The organism is Roseomonas indoligenes (assembly GCF_017813365.1).
Classification (GTDB): domain Bacteria; phylum Pseudomonadota; class Alphaproteobacteria; order Acetobacterales; family Acetobacteraceae; genus Roseomonas; species Roseomonas indoligenes.
Map to the genome: position 1 here is coordinate 79143 of NZ_JAGIZA010000001.1, position 17256 is coordinate 96398.

At 74.1% G+C, this 17256-nt stretch carries 16 protein-coding genes; 6 read left to right on the forward strand and 10 right to left on the reverse strand.

The window, feature by feature from the left end:
- Positions 1-11 precede the first annotated feature (11 nt).
- Positions 12-1259 (reverse strand): LptF/LptG family permease, encoded by a 1248-nt coding sequence (locus J5Y10_RS00360; RefSeq protein WP_209369702.1) that lies wholly within the window; start codon positions 1257-1259, stop codon positions 12-14.
- 10 nt (positions 1260-1269) lie between these two features.
- The gene (locus J5Y10_RS00365; RefSeq protein WP_209369703.1) at positions 1270-1725 is read right to left on the reverse strand and encodes an HIT family protein; all 456 of its coding nucleotides are present in this window, start codon (positions 1723-1725) and stop codon (positions 1270-1272) included.
- Between the two features lie 76 nt (positions 1726-1801).
- Between J5Y10_RS00365 and J5Y10_RS00370 the strand changes: the two genes are divergently transcribed.
- On the forward strand, positions 1802-2281 hold the full coding sequence (locus tag J5Y10_RS00370) for a DUF2141 domain-containing protein (RefSeq protein WP_209369704.1): 480 nt from the start codon (positions 1802-1804) through the stop codon (positions 2279-2281).
- On the opposite strand, the gene J5Y10_RS00375 is transcribed toward J5Y10_RS00370, so the two are convergent.
- Complete coding sequence (locus tag J5Y10_RS00375) at positions 2232-3170, reverse strand: metallophosphoesterase family protein (RefSeq protein ID WP_209369705.1); 939 nt, start codon at positions 3168-3170, stop codon at positions 2232-2234. The two genes, J5Y10_RS00370 and J5Y10_RS00375, sit on opposite strands and share 50 nt — an antisense overlap.
- A gap of 66 nt (positions 3171-3236) precedes the next feature.
- On the opposite strand from J5Y10_RS00375, the gene J5Y10_RS00380 reads away from it, so the two are divergent.
- From J5Y10_RS00380 to J5Y10_RS00390, 3 genes are read left to right on the forward strand one after another with little or no spacing between them, the layout of a single operon-like run.
- Complete coding sequence (locus J5Y10_RS00380) at positions 3237-4331, forward strand: CDP-alcohol phosphatidyltransferase family protein (protein ID WP_209369706.1); 1095 nt, start codon at positions 3237-3239, stop codon at positions 4329-4331.
- Positions 4328-5284, forward strand: coding sequence for a diacylglycerol/lipid kinase family protein (locus J5Y10_RS00385; RefSeq protein ID WP_209369707.1), 957 nt, complete (start codon positions 4328-4330; stop codon positions 5282-5284). Before J5Y10_RS00380 ends, J5Y10_RS00385 begins: the two co-directional genes overlap by 4 nt.
- Positions 5281-6183, forward strand: coding sequence for a hypothetical protein (locus tag J5Y10_RS00390; protein ID WP_209369708.1), 903 nt, complete (start codon positions 5281-5283; stop codon positions 6181-6183). Before J5Y10_RS00385 ends, J5Y10_RS00390 begins: the two co-directional genes overlap by 4 nt.
- Positions 6184-6393: 210 nt before the next feature.
- Here J5Y10_RS00390 and J5Y10_RS00395 read toward each other — a convergent pair whose 3' ends face one another.
- The 5 genes from J5Y10_RS00395 to J5Y10_RS00415 form a co-directional block, all read right to left on the reverse strand.
- Entirely contained in the window at positions 6394-7905 is a 1512-nt protein-coding gene (locus J5Y10_RS00395; RefSeq protein WP_209369709.1) for a hypothetical protein, read from the reverse strand.
- 13 nt (positions 7906-7918) lie between these two features.
- Positions 7919-9130, reverse strand: a complete 1212-nt coding sequence (gene spt / locus J5Y10_RS00400; RefSeq protein WP_209370237.1) for a serine palmitoyltransferase — start codon at positions 9128-9130, stop codon at positions 7919-7921.
- Complete coding sequence (locus J5Y10_RS00405; protein ID WP_209369710.1) at positions 9127-9378, reverse strand: acyl carrier protein; 252 nt, start codon at positions 9376-9378, stop codon at positions 9127-9129. Before J5Y10_RS00405 ends, spt begins: the two co-directional genes overlap by 4 nt.
- 81 nt (positions 9379-9459) lie before the next feature.
- Positions 9460-10812: a lipopolysaccharide biosynthesis protein gene (locus J5Y10_RS00410; protein ID WP_209369711.1), complete on the reverse strand. Its 1353-nt coding sequence runs from the start codon at positions 10810-10812 to the stop codon at positions 9460-9462.
- Entirely contained in the window at positions 10809-11939 is a 1131-nt protein-coding gene (locus tag J5Y10_RS00415) for a glycosyltransferase family 4 protein (RefSeq protein ID WP_209369712.1), read from the reverse strand. The genes J5Y10_RS00410 and J5Y10_RS00415 overlap by 4 nt, the downstream gene beginning before the upstream one ends.
- A gap of 47 nt (positions 11940-11986) precedes the next feature.
- Here J5Y10_RS00415 and J5Y10_RS00420 point away from each other — a divergent pair, with 47 nt between their 5' ends.
- Positions 11987-13198: an ELM1/GtrOC1 family putative glycosyltransferase gene (locus J5Y10_RS00420; RefSeq protein ID WP_209369713.1), complete on the forward strand. Its 1212-nt coding sequence runs from the start codon at positions 11987-11989 to the stop codon at positions 13196-13198.
- An 874-nt stretch (positions 13199-14072) separates the two neighbouring features.
- Positions 14073-14504, forward strand: a complete 432-nt coding sequence (locus J5Y10_RS00425) for a hypothetical protein (protein ID WP_209369714.1) — start codon at positions 14073-14075, stop codon at positions 14502-14504.
- A gap of 23 nt (positions 14505-14527) precedes the next feature.
- Here the strand turns inward: J5Y10_RS00425 and J5Y10_RS00430 are convergent, their stop codons facing one another.
- Both J5Y10_RS00430 and J5Y10_RS00435 read right to left on the reverse strand, forming a co-directional pair.
- The gene (locus tag J5Y10_RS00430; RefSeq protein WP_209369715.1) at positions 14528-15484 is read right to left on the reverse strand and encodes an NAD-dependent epimerase/dehydratase family protein; all 957 of its coding nucleotides are present in this window, start codon (positions 15482-15484) and stop codon (positions 14528-14530) included.
- Entirely contained in the window at positions 15481-17256 is a 1776-nt protein-coding gene (locus tag J5Y10_RS00435) for a fatty acyl-AMP ligase (protein WP_209369716.1), read from the reverse strand. Before J5Y10_RS00435 ends, J5Y10_RS00430 begins: the two co-directional genes overlap by 4 nt.

Below are 17256 nucleotides of genomic sequence, written 5' to 3' on the forward strand. Positions count from 1 at the left end.
GCGGCGGGCCCTCACCGGGCCTCACGGGTCCGGCGGGGCAGCAGCCGCGCCAGCCGGCCGATCCACCCCGCCGCCCGGTCCAGCCACTCCAGCACCCCGTCGAAGGCGCCCTCCTCCGGGTGGCGGTTGCTGTGCCAGAAGACGACGAGGCTGAAGGCCGTGAAGAGGAGGAACAGCAGCCACAGCACCGGCCGGGGGTCGATCCGCCCGAGGTCGCCCAGGGATTCCACGAGCTGGAGGGCCTGCTGGTAGACCACCAGGATCACCGCCCCCAGCAGGATCGCGACGGAGCGGCGCGACCGCTTCGCTGCCAGCCCCATCGGCACCGCCAGCAACGGCAGCAGCAGCAACGAGGCCGCGCGCACCAGCCGCCCGTGCAGCTCCCCCACCATGCGGCGCGCCGGCACGGGGGAATCCGGCCGGCCCAGCCCCGTCCAGAGCTCGTCCAGCGTCATCTCCCGCTCATCCGCGCCGCGCAGGCGGAAGATCGGCAGCCGCCGCACGAAGGGCCGCGACTGGCCGGAGGAGGCGAAGTTCAGCGTGGAGGCGTGGCCCTCCTGATCCAGGGTCACCTGCCGCCCGTCCCGCAATTCCAGCAGCAGCTCGCTCTGCGCGGTGTCGAGCACCATCTCCCCCTCCGCCGCCGTGGTCAGCACCTCCGTCCCGTCGTCGCGGCGCTGGTGCAGGAAGATGCCGTGCAGCAGGCCCGTCTCCGGGTCCCGTCTTTCCACGAAGACGGTGAGGCGCCGGCCGACCTGGGCGAACTCGCCCGGAACCAGCGTGGCGTTCCACCCCGCCTCCGTGAGGGTGTGCAGCGCCGCGCGGTAGGCGTAGCGGCTGAGGGGCTGCACGTATCCGTAGAGCGCCCCGCCGAGCAGCGCGCAGACGAGCCCCACCGCCATGAAGGGGCGTGCCATCCGCGCGAGAGAGAGGCCGGAGGCCTGCAGCGCGTCCAGCTCGTGATCCTGGCTGAGGCGGGAGATGACGCTGTAGACCGCGAGGAACAGCGCCGCCGGCACGGCGAGGCCGAGATAGTGGGGGATGAGGTAGAGCAGGAGCTGCGCGATGGAGCTGGCCGGGCTGCCGGCGCCCGCGAGCAGGTCGAAGAGGCGCAGCAGCCGTTCCAGCAGCAGGGCCGGCAGGACGAGCAGCAGCGTGCCCGCCAGCGGCCGTGCCAGCAGGCGGAGCATGTAGCGGCTGACCAGCCCGCTCCCCGCCGGCGGCCTTCCTTCGGCCGCGGCCCTTGCCCGAGGGCTCATCGCCTGCCGCTCAGGCCGACGCGGCGTCCCAGGCTCCCCGCAGGCGTCGCAGCAGGCTCTCCCGCACCGCCTCCTCCGGCTCCACCGCCTGCCCCAGCGCTGGCGGGCCCGGCCAGCCGGCATCCGGGAAGACCTGGTCGAGATGCGTCCGCTTGCCCTGGTAGCGGGGGATGACGTGGAAGTGGACGTCCGGGTCCACCATCATCAACATCAGGTAGTTGATCTTCTCATAGCTCACGAAGTCCCGCAGGATCGGCTCGATGCGGGATACGGCGGCGTGCAGGTCTGTGAAGGCGGCGGGGCTCAGCGCGCCGAAGGCGCCCGCCTCATCCCGGCAAACCAGGACGAGGGCGCCGAGCGTGACCTGCTGCTGGCGCAGCAGCACGCTCCAGTGGCCGGTCTCACCGATCAGCGTGGCGGGGTAGCCGAACTTGGTCATCGTGGCATTCGGTAACGCGTTGGGCATGGGGAAACTCGCGCGGCCGGGAAGGGGGCGTCTCTTGGCCGGGCGGACTATAGGTTCGCCGCCCCGGCGGTGCCAATTGGCCGCCCTGGTGCTGCTCGTCCCGTTTCTCACGGCGGCACCGCCCGCCTTCGCGGCGCCGGAAGACGGCCCGCGCGTGACCGCCTGCGCGGCGGCGGACGCGCCGCAGGGGCCCCGGCTGCAGGTCACCGTCACCGGCGCCCGCCGTGTGGCCGGCAACGCCACGATCACGCTCTACGGCCCCCGGCCGGAGCATTTCCTGGCCAGCCGGGCCTACTTGGCCCGCCAGCGCATTCCGCTGCGGGCGACCTCCGCCGAGGCCTGCTTCGCCCTCGCCGCGCCCGGCACCTACGCCATCGCCGTCTATCACGACGAGAACGACGACCACGACTTCAACCGGACCCTGATCGGCATGCCCGCCGAGGGCTATGGCTTCTCCAACGACGCCCCGACCGTCACCGGCCTGCCTGCCTTCGCCGATGTCCGCTTCACCGTACCGCCAGGGGAATCGAGGATGACGATCCGCCTGCGCTACTGACCCGCAGGACCGCGGGCGGCGCCGTGCGGAAGGGGCCGTTCGCCACGTCCTGCACGCGCAGTTCCACCTCCACCCGCCAGCCATCGCCGTCCCGCCCGATCCGCAGGATCTGCCAGCCCGGCGGCCCGCCATTCCCGGCCGCGAGCGCCTGGGGCGGCCCGAGGACGGGGATGGGACCAACGGGGCCGGGGATCGCTCCCTGCATCGGCCGGTGGTGGTGGCCGTGCAGCACCAGCTCCGCCCCGTGCCGCGCCAGCACACCGCGCAGCGCCGGCCCGTCCGCCAGCGCCTTCCGCCGCCCGCCAGGGCCGGGCAGGGGCGGGTGGTGGATCAGCACGATCCGGAACAGCTCCATCCCCCCGGCCGCGTCGAGCAGCGCCGGCAGGGCGGCCAGCTGCGCCGGACCCAGACGCCCGGCGGCCGAGCCGGGAAGCGTGGGCACGGCCGAGGAAAGGCCGATGAGCGCCACCGGCCCCCGCCGCCGCAGGAAGGGGAAGGGGGCCTCGCCCGCCTCCCCCGTCATCCAGGGCGCCCATTGCCCGATCCCGCTCACCCAGGGCACGGCCGCCGTGGCGTCGTGGTTGCCCGGCACCACCGTCACCCCCTCCGGCGGGCCGAGCGCGGCCAGCAGCTCCCGCGCCGCCGCGAACTCCCCGGGCAGGGCGAGGTTCGTCAGGTCGCCCGTGACGGCCACATGGTCCGGCGCCGCCGCCGCCACGTCCTCCAGCAACGCCCCGGCCGGCACCGCGCGCCGCCGCTTGCGCCGCCAGGCGAGATAGGCGAGCAAGCGCTTCCCCGCGAGTTGCCCGAGCGGGCGGATCGCCCCGGAGGGTACAGGCAAGTGCAGGTCGGACAGGTGCGCGAGGGTGAAGAGCATGGGGGCACGCAATCTCGCCCGTCCCCGGCGCCAGCACCAGCCGCCCCCCCTCCAGCCCGATGGATTGGGGAGTCCCCCGTGCCGGTCTGGAGCATGCTGGGCTCCGAGCTGCTCCGCCGCGCCCTGACGCGGGCCGGGGTCACGGATGCCGCGCCCTGGGCGGGAAATGTCCCCACCGGCCCGCTGCTGCTTCTTCGCGCCGACCAGGTCTACGACGCCTCGCTCGTGAAGGGCCTTGCCGGCCGCCCCGGCACGCTCCTCCTCCGGCCCGAGGACGGGGTGCCCGTCGCCGCCCACCTGCCGGCGGCGGCTGAGGCCGCCCCCGTCGCCGCCGCGCTGCTGGCCGGCAGCCCGGCCGGGGATCCCGCCTTCGCCGGCCTCGTCGCCGCACGGCCGACGGACCTCGTGGACCTCTACAACAAGGCCCTGCGGAAGCGCGGCAACCCCTATCTCCTCCGCCTGGATGCCGGCACGCGCGGCGCGGTGGAGTGGGAGATGTTCGGGGGCTCCTACAAGGGCGTCACGGACGCGATCACGAAGCACGTCTGGCCCCGCCCGGCCTTCCAGGTGGTGCGGGCCTGCGCCGCCCTCGGCATCACGCCGAACATGGTGACCTTCGCCAGCCTGATCCTCGTCTTCGTCGCGCTCTGGCTTTTCGCGATCGGGTCCTGGTGGCCCGGGCTGCTCGCGGCCTGGGTGATGACCTTCCTGGACACGGTGGACGGCAAGCTGGCGCGGGTGACGCTGACCTCGACCCCGCTGGGCAATGTCTTCGACCACGCGATCGACCTGATCCACCCGCCCTTCTGGTGGCTGGCCTGGATCTACGGCCTCTCCGCCATCGGCATGCCGCTGGCCTACCCCGTCACGATCGGGGCCATCGTTTTCGGCGGCTACGTGGCCCAGCGCCTGCAGGAGGGGCTGTTCCTCGGCCTCTACAAGATGGAGATTCATGTCTGGCGGCGCTTCGACAGCTTCTTCCGCCTGTGGATCGCGCGCCGGAACCCGAACCTGCTGATCCTCAGCGTCTTCACCCTGTTCGGCCGCCCGGACTGGGGCATGCTCGCCCTGGCCGCCTGGACGGTGTTCGGCTGCCTGGAGCAGGTGGTGGTGACGGTGCAGGCCGGGCTGGCCCGCCGCCGCGCGCCGCTGCGATCCTGGCTGGAGGGATGAGCGCGCCGCGCATCGGCCTCATCACCAACCCGCTCAGCCGTGCCTTGCGGGAAGGGCGGCACGGGCTCGATGGGGCCACCACCGCCGGGATGCTCCGCTCCGCCCCGGCCACGCCGGAGGCGCTCCGGTTCGTGCTGGGGGATTTCGCGGCGAGGGGTGTGGACCTGCTCGTCGTGCAGGGCGGCGATGGCACGCTGCGGGAGGTGCTGACCGCCCTGCCGGCCTGTTTCGAGCGCCCTCCGGCCGTGGCGCTCCTCGCCACGGGCAAGACGAACCTCGCCGCCCGCGTCCTCGGCACCGCCGGTCCGGGGGAGGAGGGCCTCGTCGCCCTGCGCCGCGCCGCGGAGGCCGGCACCCTCCGCCGCCGCGCCGTGCCCGTGCTGGAGGTCGCCCGCCCCGGCCGGGATGAGGCACCGATGCGGGGTTTTCTCTTCGGTGCCGGCGCCTTCACCGTCGCGAAGGGGATGGCAGACCGTCGCCTGCACCGCCGCGGCATCCACGACGGTCTCGCGGTCGGGCTGGCATTGGCCGGCACCGCGATCCGCGCCGTCGCCCGGCGCGCCCACCCCCTGCGCGCCGGCTTCGACATGGCGCTCTCGGTGGATGGCCAACCCGCCCCGCCGGGGCGCCGCTTCCTCCTCCTCGCGACGCCGCTGGACCGGCTGATGCTCGGCCTTTGGCCTTTCTGGGGCGGGGAGGATGGCGCGCTGCGCTGGCTGGACGTGAAGGCCCCGCCGCGGCGGCTCGCGGCGGCGATCTGGGCCGCGCGCCGGAACGGCGACGGGGGCGCGATCCCCCCCTGGATGTCCGCCGCCGGCTATGCCAGCGGCCGCGCCGGACGGATCTCCCTTCGCCTCGACACTCCCTTCGTCCTGGATGGGGAGGTCTTCGAGCCCGGCCCCGAGGGGCTGCTCCTCTCCGCCCCCGCCACCGTCACCTTCGCCGCGCCGTGAGCGACGCGCTCCTCGCCCTCGTCGCGGCGGAGCTGGCCTTCCCCGGCGACCCCAACCCCGCCATGCGCGCCGCGCAGCGGCTGGCGGAGGACATCCTCGCCCGGCATGGGGCGGCCGTGGAGGCAGTGCTCTTCTACGGCTCCAACCGGCGCAGCGGGGATGGTGCGGGGCTGCTGGACCTCTACGTCCTCACCACCTCCGACCGCGCCTTCAACGGCCCGGGCACCCTGGCCTTCCTCAATGCCGCGCTGCCGCCCAACGTCCTGCACTGGCGCCTCGATGGCCCGGGCGGACCCCTGCGCGCCAAGGTCGCCGTGATGACGCTCCGCGCCTTCGAGCGACGGATGCGGCCGGGCTCCATCGACACCACCCTCTGGGCGCGGTTCTGCCAGCCCACCACCCTCATCCACGCGCGTGACGAGGCGACCCGCCGGCGCGTCGAGGCGGCCGTCGCCCAGGCCGTGGAGACCGCCATCATCTGGGCCCTGCGGCTGGGCGCCCCCGCGCAGCCGCCCGCCGCCCTCTGGCGCCACCTCTTCGCCAGCACCTACGGGGCCGAGCTGCGCGCCGAACGCGGCAACCGGCCCGAGAGCATCGTCGCCACCGCCCCCGCCTGGTTCGACGCCGTCCTGCCCGCGGCCCTGTCCCGCCTCGCCTCGCGCCTTCCAGCGGATGGGCGCAGGGCCTGGTCCCGGCGGCGCGTCGCCGGGAAGGCGCTGAATGTCGCCCGCTTGGTCAAGGCCGCCTTCACCTTCGATGGCGGGCCGGACTACCTGGCCGACAAGGTTGCCCGCCACTCGGGCGTGGCCGTGGAACTGACGCCCTGGCAGCGCCGGCACCCGATCCTGGCGGCGCCCATCCTCCTCTGGCGCCTGCGGCGGCGGGGCGCAGTGCGCTGACTGGCCCTGGCCTGTCGGTCCGTCCCGGGGAGGGGAGGAAGGGATTCTCTCTCCCCGGACTCGGTCCAAGCAGTGCTCCGGACCCATCATCTTTTCCTGGGCTCTGGTTTCGCTGAACCGAGGCGACTGCGACGGCAGGACGGGGTGCTGGCCGAAAAGGGTTGACCTATCGGGCCAGTTTCGCGGCAGCCCGATGCAGGTCCAGGAGGCTCAGCCTCCGGGTGGGAGTCCAGGGGGCGAAGCCCCTTGGGGCAGCCGCTCGTAGAGCACCCGGTTCCGGTTCCCGATGCGCACGCTCCGCACCGGACGGTAGGTGGCCGCCAGGTCCTGCGCCAGCAGGTTCTCGGAAACCGGGTTGATGCGTGCGCGGGTGCTATCCGTCGTCACGATGTAGTCCGGGCGGGCGGCGAGGATGCGCCGCAGTTCCGCGACGGGATCCACGCCGATCCCGCTCGCCTCGCGCTGGTCGTTCAAGTGGGTCGGGAAGACGAAGGGTGAGGGCAGGGGGCTGCGGGTGAGGAGGTAGAGGATCGATTCCCCGTCGAAGACATAGAGCGTGGCACCGGGCCGCACCGCGGAGGCGAGGGCCCGCACCTCCGTGCCGTTGCCGCGGGAGCGGAGATGGAGGACCGCCGGGACGGCTGTTGCGATGGCGCCGAGGGCGAGAAGGGCGGGGGCAGCCGGCACCTTCCAGATCCGGGCGCTCTTCCGGCCCAGCAGCGGGGATGCGGCAATCGAGAGAGGCAGGAGCAGCGGGAGGGCGTAGTGGTTGTAGTAGGTGCCGAAGAGGAGGACTCCGAGCACCGCCGCCACGCACCAGCCGGCGACGAAGCCGAGGGCGCGCCGCTGCGACGGCTCGCTTGCCTCCGCCCAGCCCTGGCGCAGGCCCAGCACCGCCAGGAGGCCGAGGGGCAGCAGCAGCCCGGCCATCGCCGCCAGCCGGGGCAAGGAGGAGCCGAGCACCGCCGTGTTGCGCTGGAAGATCGAGAGGAAGTTCGCGAAGACGAAGGCATGCGCCTCGCCCATGGCCGCGTAGGCGGCGAGGGCGGTGGCGGTCGGGAGGAGCGCGCAGGCCACCCAGGCGAGGGTGGCGAGGAGCAGGAAGGTCCATCCCGCCCGCGCCCGCCAGCCGGCCCAGAGGAGGGCGAGGCCGAGGAACGCACCCTCGAACACGGCGGTGTACTTCACCTGCAGGGCTAGGCCCGTGGCAAGCATCGAGGCCGCGCCCAGGCCCAGAAGGCGCGCCGGGGTGCCGGGACGCGCCCCCGCGCGCAGCGCGATCCAGGCGGCCGCGGCGACGGGGAGGTTGTAGAAGACCGGTGCCTGCCCGCCCTCTCCGCCGAAGGCGCCGAGCCAGAGCAGGTAGGCCGCGCCGGCGAGGAGGCCGCCGCGGCGGGAGGCCAGCTCCGCGCCGATCCGGAATACCAGGAAGGCCGTGGCCGCCGCGAAGAGGGTGGCGACCAGCTGGTACTGCACGATCCCCTCTCCGCCGAGGGCACGGATCGCGGCGTAGATCAGGAAGAGGCCGACCGGCTTGCGGTCCCAGATGTCGCGATAGGGCAGGGCGCCCCCGAGCAGCCGGTCGCCGACGAGCAGGTAGAACTGCTCGTCGCCCTCGATCACCGGATTGCCGAAGAAGAAGCCGCGCGCCAGGAGGGCCAGGGCCAGAAGGCCCAGCGCGGCCGGAAGGTCGCGCAGGGCGCCGCCGCGCCGTGCCCCCATGGGCGCCAGGCGCCTACTCCGCCGCCAGCGGGACGCTGAGAAGGCCCAGCGCGTGGCCGGTGCGGGTGATGGCGTCCACCGCGGTATCGATCTGCGCGGGCGTCAGCGCGGCGCTCACGCTCATCCGCAGCAGCGGCTTGCCGCCCGGCGTGGCCGGGCCGAGGGCGAGGTTGGTGTAGACCCCTTCCGCCAGCAGCCGGTTCCAGAACATCACCGCCGTCTCCCGGCTGGGCATGGAGAGGGAGACGATGGGGCTCGGCATGGCGCTGAGCAGGAAGCCCGCCGCCACCAGCCCCTCATGGAGCTTCTGCCCGTTCCGGCGCAGCGCGTCGCGCAGCTCCGGCCGCGCCTCCATCACGTCGATCGCCCGCAGGACGGAGGCGGCGACGGACGGGGGTAGGGAGGCGGTGAACATGTAGGGGCGCGCGGAGAGCCGCAGCGCGTCGAACCCGTCCAGGTCGGAGGCGAGGAAGCCGCCGATCGCGCCGAGGCTCTTGCTGAAGGTGCCAACGACGAAGTCCACGTCGTCCTCCACCCCTTCCGCCTCGGCCAGGCCGCGGCCCTTCTCCCCCAGCACGCCGAGGGAGTGGGCCTCGTCCACCAGCAGCCAGGCGCCGGCCTCGCGCTTCACCTCCGCCATCTCCCGCAGCGGGGCGGTGTCGCCAAGCATGCTGTAGATGCCCTCGGCCACGATGAGCTTCTCGCCGGGCTGGGAGGAGAGGATGCGCAGGCGGCGCCGGAGGTCGTCGGGGTCGTTGTGGCGGAAGCGCGTGACCTGGGCGTGGCCCAGCCGGGCGCCGTCGTAGATGCTGGCATGGCTGTCGCCATCCAGCAGAAGGTGGTCGCCCTTTCCGGCGAGGGTCGAGAGGGCGCCGAGATTTGCCTGGTAGCCGGTGGTGAAGACCATGGCCGAGCGGCGCTTCAGGAAGGCGGCCAGCCGGCGCTCCAGCGCCGCGTGCCCGTCATAGGTGCCGTTGGCGATGCGGGATCCGGTGGTGCCCGTGCCCCGCTCCTGCGTCGCGGTCACCGCGGCATCGATGCAATCCGGGTCGAAGGTCAGGCCGAGATAGTTGTTGGTGCCGAGCAGCAGGATCCGCCGCCCGCCCAGCAGGGCCTCGGTGGCCGAGAGGACGGCGTCGAAGGAGACGCCGAAGGGGTCGCGCCCGGCCGCGCTGACGGCCGCGTGCTCATCGCGCAGGGCGCGGAACTTGGAGAGCACCGTCAGGCCGCCAGGCTCGGGTCGCTGACGAGAACGCGGACAAGGTCCCCGACGGTCTCGATCTCCGCCATCCGGTCCATCGAGATGATGGTGTCCAGGCGAGTCTCCAGCAGCATGATGAAGTCGATCGCGCCCACCGAATCGAAGTTCAGGTCCCGGAGGATATGTGTCTCCATCGTCAGGGGGCCGGTCAGCTTCCCCGACTCCTCCAGGGCCGCGGCGATCTCCCGCAGGGCGGCCTGCTCATCCAGCATCTTGTCTTCCCCTACGAAGAAAACCCCAAAGCCCCCCCGGGCCCCTCCGGACTAAGGCTTCCCGTAAGCTGGATGCAAGGTTCATCCTGTTGCGGAACTGTCATCTGCCAAGAGCCATTGCGCGGAAGGCACAGCTTGGCCGGCGAGCAAGAGAAGTGCCGAGAGGATGGAGGCCGCCCCCGCACCGGGGAGTCCGAACAGGGCCAGCCCGGCCAGGGCCAACGGGATGTAAACCGCTGTCGTTACAGCCCTAAGCCGCAGTGCGAGGCCGTGCCGGCCCATGGATACCAGCAGCGGTTCCAGGGCGAAGCCGGCGAACCCGAAGGAGGAGGCGAGGCCCAGCAGCAGCATGACGGGATAGGCCGCCCCCCCTTCCGCCCCGCCCACGAGACGAAGCAGCCATTCCCCCAGCGCGGCCAGGATCATCATGAAGCCGAGGGCCAGGAGGGCCGATAGGGCAAGGCCGCGGCGCATCAGCCGGCGCAGCCCTGCCCGGTCCCCCTCCGCCGCCAGGCGGGCCAGTTCCGGGTAGAGGGCGGGGGTGAGGAAGCGGCTGGGCTTCAGGGCCGCCTCCCCGATCTGGCGGGCCAGGGCGAAGAGCGCGGCCTCCGCCGGGCCGAGCATCCCGCCGACGCATAGGGTCGCGAGGTGGGTGGAGCCGAGGGAGAGGGTGGTCATCAGGTTGGTGGACCAGGCGAAGCCCCAGATGCCGGGATGAGCCTCCGTTGCCCGCAGGCGCGGCGCCCCCGCCTCCCGCCGCAGCAGTCCGCGGCGCGAGACCTCCCCCCAGGCCGCCGCGATCAGGACGAGGCCGCCGAGGATGGTTCCCGCGTACCAGGCCGCCAGGAAGCCCGGCAGCCCCGCCCCGGTCGCCGCGGCCAGCCCCGCCCCGGCGAGCCGGATCACCGCCCCCATCGCGTCCCGCCGCGCCAGCAGGTCGAAACGGTCGAAGAGGCGGAGCAGCCCGACCGGGGTCGCCAGCACCAAGAAGGCCGTGCAGGTGGCGTAGAGGGCACCCAGCGGCACCACCTCCGGCGGCCAGCCGAAGACGGGACCCAGGAACCACGCCGCCACGGCGCAGCCGAGGCTTCCCACCAGCCCGGAGCCGATATCCAGGGCCAGGGTGAAGCGGAGCAGGGCCTGGAAGGCGGGCCGGCGCTCCGGTTCCAGGCTGCCGGCGCCGTAGCGCAGCACCGCCTGCCAGGACTGGAACTTCACGAAGGAGGCGGCCGTCTGGGCGAAGCCGTGGATCAGCACCAGCACGCCCATCCCCGTGGCGCCGAGGCTGTGCATGCCCAGGCCGAAGGCACCCAGGTTCAGCAGCGCCGTGACGGCCTTGCCTCCCAGCAGCAGGCCAGCGTTCCGCAGGATTCGCCGGAACAGCGCATCCGCCCCCGCCTTGTCCGTTCCTGCCTTGCCGACGGCATCGCTCATGCCCCGCCCTCCCGCAGCCGCGCCAGGATGCGGGCGGCCCGGGCGTCCCAGGTATAGGTTTCCAGCAGCACCGCCCGCGCCCGCGCGCCCAGCGCCGCGGCCCGTGCGGGATCCGCGAGAAGGGCCCGCGCGGCCGAGGCCCAGGCCGCCGCATCCCCGGGCGGCAGCAGCAGCGCCGCCCCCGTCCCGGCCAAGATCTCCCGCAGGGCGGGAATGTCGGAGGCGAGGATCGGCCGTCCCGCCGCCATGTATTCGAACAGCTTCAGCGGCGACATCCAGCGCCCGATCTCCCGCCCGGCGGACGAGGCCACGTTCGGCGCGGGCGGCGCCAGCAGCAGATCGAAGCGGGCGAGGTAGGCGGGCACGCGCGCGTGCGCCACATGCCCGTGGAAGTGCAGGTTGGCCCCCCCGGCGAGGCGCGACCGCCAGGCCGCGATATCCGCCTCCATCCCGCCCACCGCGTGCAGGTCGCATTCCGGCAGGGCCTCCGCCAGGGCGGCCACCGTCTCCATGCCCTTGCCGGGATAGAGGTGGCCGACATAGCCGAGCTGGGGGGCGCCCGGGCGCCCGGGCCAGGGCTCGGGCGGCGGGCCGGGATCCGTTAGGGGATCCGCCCCGTCATGCGCCACCATCACCGGCCGCCCCGCCAGGGCCGGCACGGCGGCGGCGTAGTCATCCGCCAGACTGCGGGAGATGGCGACCATGAGCGCCATGCGGGGGTGTCGGAACAGCCAGGATTCCGCCAGGCGCCGTGCCCGCCGCCGCGGCAGCGCGTGGGCCTCGTAGACGAAAGAGGCGGGAATGCGCGCCGCCGCGGCCGCCAGCGCATAGGCGTGGCGGCCATAGAGGAGGTCCGGCGCCGGCCTCGCCGCCATCTCCCGCGCCGCCAGCAGGGGGTAGAGCAGGTTCTTGCCCAGCGGCAGGGCCGGCGGCGCCCGCAGCACCAGATCGAAGAGGGGCGGCATGCCGAAGGCCTCGAAGACCGCCGGCGCATCCGCCTGCCGGCCCCGGGCGTAGAGCGTCACCTCATGCCCCGCGGCGGCGAAGGCACGGCACATGCCCATGACGTTCACCGCGCTCGCCACCCGGGAGGGGAGGGCGGTGCCGGCGATATAGGCTATGCGCATGGCGCGCCCCCGCCGGGGGCCACCCTTCGGGACCGCTGGAAGGCCGCATGGACGGGACGGAGAGCACCGGGCGACCGACGCCGGCCCGCATCTGGGCGCTGCTCGGCCCGCGCACCGGCGACAACAACACCGTGCTGGCCCTGGCCGAGGCCGCGGCGGCGGAGACGGGCGGTGTGGTGGCGGAGATCCGGCTGCGCCACAACGTCCTGCGGCTGCTGCCCCCGGCCCTGCTCGGGGCCGGCCTGGCGAGCCTGGACCGGGACTCCCGCAAGCGGCTGGTGCCGCCCTGGCCGGATCTCGTGATCGGCGTCGGCCGCCGCAGCGTGCCGGCCGCGCGCTGGGTGCGCGAGCGGTCGGCGGGGCGCGCCCGCATCGTCCAGACCGGCCGCCCCCGCTGCGATCCCGCCCTTCTCGACCTGGTGGTGACCACGCCGCAATACGGCGTGCCGCCCGGGCCCAACGTGCTGGAGCTGCCGGTCACCCCCACGCGCCAGACGCCCGCCCGGCTGGCCGAGGCGGCGGCGGACTGGGGGGAGGACTTCGCGCGCTTTCCCGCGCCGCGCCGGGCCCTTCTCCTCGGCGGCTCGTCCTGGCCCTGGCGCCCCGACGAGGAGGCGGTGGAGGGGGCCTGCCGGGCCCTGGTCGTCCGGGCGGAGGAGGAGGGCGGCAGCGTCCTCGCCATTGCCAGCCGGCGCACCCCGGCGGCCCTGGCCGGGCGCGTGCGCGGCCTTCTGGCCGCGGCACGGGTGCCGGCGGCCCTGCTGGAGGGCAAGGGGGAGCGGAACCCCTATCCCGGCCTGCTCGCCCTGGCCGACAGCATCGCCGTCACTGCCGACAGCGTCTCGATGGTCTCCGACGCGCTGGCGAGCGGGCGTCCGGTCAGCCTGGTTCCCGTCCGGGCAAATCGCGTCGGCGAGGCCCTGCTGCGCGGGATGCGCGCGCTGCGACTGGCGGATGCCGACGAGGCCGCCTCGCCCGTGGTGGGCGCCCTGGGTCGTGCCTGGGGGAGCCTGGTGCGGCGCGGCTTGGTGGGCTGGCCGCGCGACCTGTGGTTCTTCTGGCGGGGGCTGGAGCATCAACGGCTCACGGAGGGCCGTTCCGCCCCGCCGGACGCCACGGCGGCGGCGCTGGCGCGCATCAGGCCGCTGCTGCGGGGTGATGGGGCCGGGGAAGCTTGCCCCGGCTGCGATCCGCCAGCGCCAGGGCATCCGGGCGGATGTGCCTCCCCCGGATCCCATGCTCCACCTCCGCCCGGGTGACCGAGCCCTCGTCCAGGCACTCCGCCAGCAGGGCGAAGAAGAAGGTCTCCTGCCGGGGGTCGGGGTGGGGCTTGTAGCGGGCCCGGGCGGTCCAGAACCGCAGGAAGGGGCGCACCACCGCCGCCGGGATCGGGCCGAAGCCGCGGTCCCGCAGGGTGAAGTCCACGGGCAGGCCGGTCTTCCAGGGCTGGGTGCGGCGCTTGGTGGTGTGCAGCAGGCGCGTGTCGGGGGCGAGCCGGTCGAAGTCGTTCCAGACGGATTCGAGCAGCCCGACCGTCTCGCGCGGCTCCTGCCGCAGCTCGATCAGGTCCACGTAGTCCAGCCGGTGCGCGAAGAGCGCCTCCAGCATCGTCTCGAAGCGCCAGTGCGGCAGCTTCGCGCAGTCCAGCAGCATGACGCTGGACGCGAGGTAATCCGCCGCGCCGTTGTGCCCGGGGCGGGCGCGGCAACATATGGCCTTGCCCTCGCGGTCGCGGGCGAAAAGCTCGCCCACGTCGCCGGCCGCGAAGACGTCGGGGTCCACAACCAGGGCCAGGCCCCGGTGCCCCATGGCGTCGGGCACGGCGAAGCGGAGAGGGGTAAAGGATTGAAGGTCGTCCATCGTCCAGGTGCGGGCATGGCCCGCGCGCAGGAAGCTCCGTCCCTCGGCCGCGCGCAGCGGCGCGGAGTGTTCCGCCTCCAGCAGGCGGACCTCGAAGGCGTCCGGGTCCCGCGCGTTGCGGCGGAAGGAGTGGGCGGAAACCAGGGCGCCGAGCCGCTGCTTCGCGTTGGTATGGATGAAGACGACGGGACGATCGGCGGGGCGCTCCGTCCGGTCGGTGGGCGTGGCGGACTGGCTCATCCGGTTCTCCGCGGCCGCGCTCTGGCGGCGCTGGTGCTGGTCTCGTGCCTGCTGGCGGGCTGCGCGGGCGGGGGGGCGACCCCGCCGGACCCGGCCGCGCGGCAGGCGTTGGCACGGTTCGACGGGCTATACCAGGGCCAGCAGATCCCGTCCGTGGTCGGGGGGAACTGCCGGACCCAGTCGCGCACCGTCTGGTTCCGCGTGCGGGACGGCGACGTGGAGCTGCGGAGCTCCCGCCGGCGCCACTCCGCCGTGCAGCGCCCGATCATGGCCGGCCGGGTGCGGCCGGATGGCGAGATCGCGCTGAACCGGGACGGCTCGGACCGCTTCGCGGCCGGCCAGATCGTGGGCAATCGCCTGACCGTGACGGAGGTTCCCCCGGCCGTCGGCGCCCTGGCCAGCGGCACCACGTGCCTCTACCGCTACGAGGCCGAGCGGCAGCAGGGAGATGACGAGGCCGAGTAGGCCCTGGTCCGGCCAGGACCCGCTCAGCCACGGGCGGTGCCCCGGTCGAGGCTGGCCCACCACTCCAGCGTGTCCCGCAGCCCTTCGTCGAACCCGATGCGCGGGGCCCAGACGAGGCCGGGAAGCTGCCGCACGGGGCTGGAGGACCAGTCCCGGTGCAGGATTTCCCTCGCCTTGCCGAGCCCGAAGATGCCGCCCCGCCCGGTGATCCGCGCCAGGGCGTCCGCCGCCGCGCCGGCCGCCAGCATCGCGCCGTCCGGCACCCCGACGAAGCGGGGCCGATTCCCGAGGGCGGCGGCGATGCGGCCCAGAAGCTCGCGCCAGCCATGGCCCTGGTGCTGGCCGTCCGTGACCTCGAAGGTCCCGCCCAGCGGGCCGGAGAGGCAGAGGGTGGCCACCGCGGAGGCCACGTCCCGCGCGTGGACCATGGTGATCCGCGGCTCGGGCGCGCGGGGGGCCGGAACGATGGCGGAGCTGGCCAGGCGCCGCAGCGTCAGCCCTTCCCGGTCGCCCGGCCCGTAGATGACGGTGGGCCGCAGCACCACCCAGCGCCCTGCCGGGCCGAGGACGGCCGTCGCCGCCTCCTCGCCCGCCCGCTTGCTGGCCGCGTAGGGGGAGAGGCCGGGTTCGCGGGCCGCGAGGGAGGAGAGGATGACGCAGCGCGCCTCCGGCGCCGAGGCGGCGACCGCTTCCGCCAGCCGCACGCTGCCGTCCCGGTTCACGGCCATGAACTCGGCCTGTCCCCGCGCCTTGGTCAGGCCGGCAAGGTGGACAACCGCCTGCGCCCCATCGACCAGCCGGCGAAGGGCGGCCGGGTCGGACAGGTCGCCGGGGACAGGCTCGGCGCCAGTCGCGGCGGCCCGCCGTCCGTCACGGACGAGCATCCGCACCCGCCAGCCCGCGGCCGCGAGGGCCGCGACGGTGTGCTGCCCGAGGAAGCCGGTCCCGCCGGTGACGGCGACCAGCGGGCCCTCGCTCATCCCGGTGGCGTCGCTTCGAAGCTGGGGGCGAGCGGACCCGTGCCGTCGGCCGGCTGCTGGGCCAGGTAGCGGCTGCGCGCCAGGGAGCGGCTGAGCTTGCCAGAGGAGGTGCGCGGCAGGGTGCCCGGCGAGACCAGCACCACCCGCGCCTCCACGCCGTGGCGGGATCGCAGCAGGCCGGCGACCTCCGTCGTCAGCCGTTCCCGCGTCGCGCTGTCCGGCGCGCCGCGGGCCTCGACGAGCATCACCACCTGCTCCACCCCGTCCTCCTCCACGGAGAAGGCGGCGGCATCCCCGCTGCGGGCGGTGGGCAGCGACTGCTCCACCGCCCATTCCAGGTCCTGCGGCCAGACGTTGCGGCCGTTCACGATGATCAGGTCCTTGGCCCGGCCGGTGATGACCACCTGCCCATCCAGCCGGTAACCGAGATCGCCCGTGCTCAGCCAACCCTCGGGCGAGAGGGCGGCCGCGCTCTCCTCCAGCCGGTTGTCGTAGCCCTGCATCAGCCCGGGGCCGCGCACCACCACATGGCCGACGCGCCGCTCCGGCAGCGAAGCGCCCGCGGCGTCGCGAATCTCCAGTTCCGTACCGGGCACCGGCGGGCCGCAGAGGGCGAATTCCCGCAGGCGCATGGTGCCGTCCGAGGCCGGGGCGGCCACGCCCTCGCGCTCCAGCCGGTCCAGGTCCACCGTGTCCGTCACGAAGCCCTTGTCCAGCGGCGCGAAGCTGATGGCGAGCGTCGCCTCGGCCATGCCGTAGCTCGGCACGAAGGCTTCCCCGCGGAAGCCGTCCGGCGCGAAGGTCTCGGCGAAGCGCGCCAGCACCTGCGGGCGGATCATGTCGCCCCCGATCCCCGCTGCCCGCCAGGAGGAGAGATCGAGCGGCGCCTCCCGCGACGGGTCGGGCCGGCCGCGGCGGGTGCAGAGCTCGTAGCCGAAGCTCGGGCTGTAGGAGAGGGTGGCGCGGTGCGCGGAGATCAGGCGCAGCCAGAGCTGCGGGCGCCGGGCGAATTCCTGCGGCGAGAGGTAGTCCACCGTCACCTGCCCCGCGAGCGGCGCCAGCATGAAGCCCACCAGACCCATGTCGTGGTAGAGCGGCAGCCAGGACACCGCCCGGTCATCCTGCCCCAGCCGGAGGCCGTGCTGCAGGATGGAGCGGATGTTCTCCATCAGCGCGCGCCCGGTGACGGCGACGCCGACCGGGAAGCGCGTGCTGCCCGAGGAAAACTGCAGGTAGGCGATCTCGTCCTCGCCTAGCGGGCGCGGCTCGGGCAGCGCCGCCTCCCGGGCCTCGTCCACGGGCATCCCCGCCACCGTGCCGAAGATCGCCAGCCCCGCCCCTTCGGCAAAGGGCTCCAGCCAGGATTGCAGCGCGGCCGGCACGAAGAGGGCCGAGGCCTGCGACGCCTGGGCCAGCCGGGCGATGTGCTCGATATAGGTCTCGCGCCCGCCGAAGGCGGTGGGCAGGGGCAGGAGCGCCGGCACCAGCCCGGCATACTGGCAAGCCAGGAAGGCGGCGACCACGTCCGGATGCGTCTCCGCGACGATCGCCACGCGCTCCCCCCGCGCTAGGCCGGCGCCGAGCAGCCGCCGGGCCAGGGCCCGCGCCTCCGCGCGCAGGGCGGCATAGGGCAGGGCGCGGGTCACCGCGCCCCGGCCGTCATGGAAGCCGAAACCCGTCTCCCCCTGGGCAGCGTAGTCCAGCGCCTCCGTCAGGGTGCCGAAGGTGCCGAGGCGCTGGGGGATGGTGTTCCGTGTCGGGAGCCGCTCCAC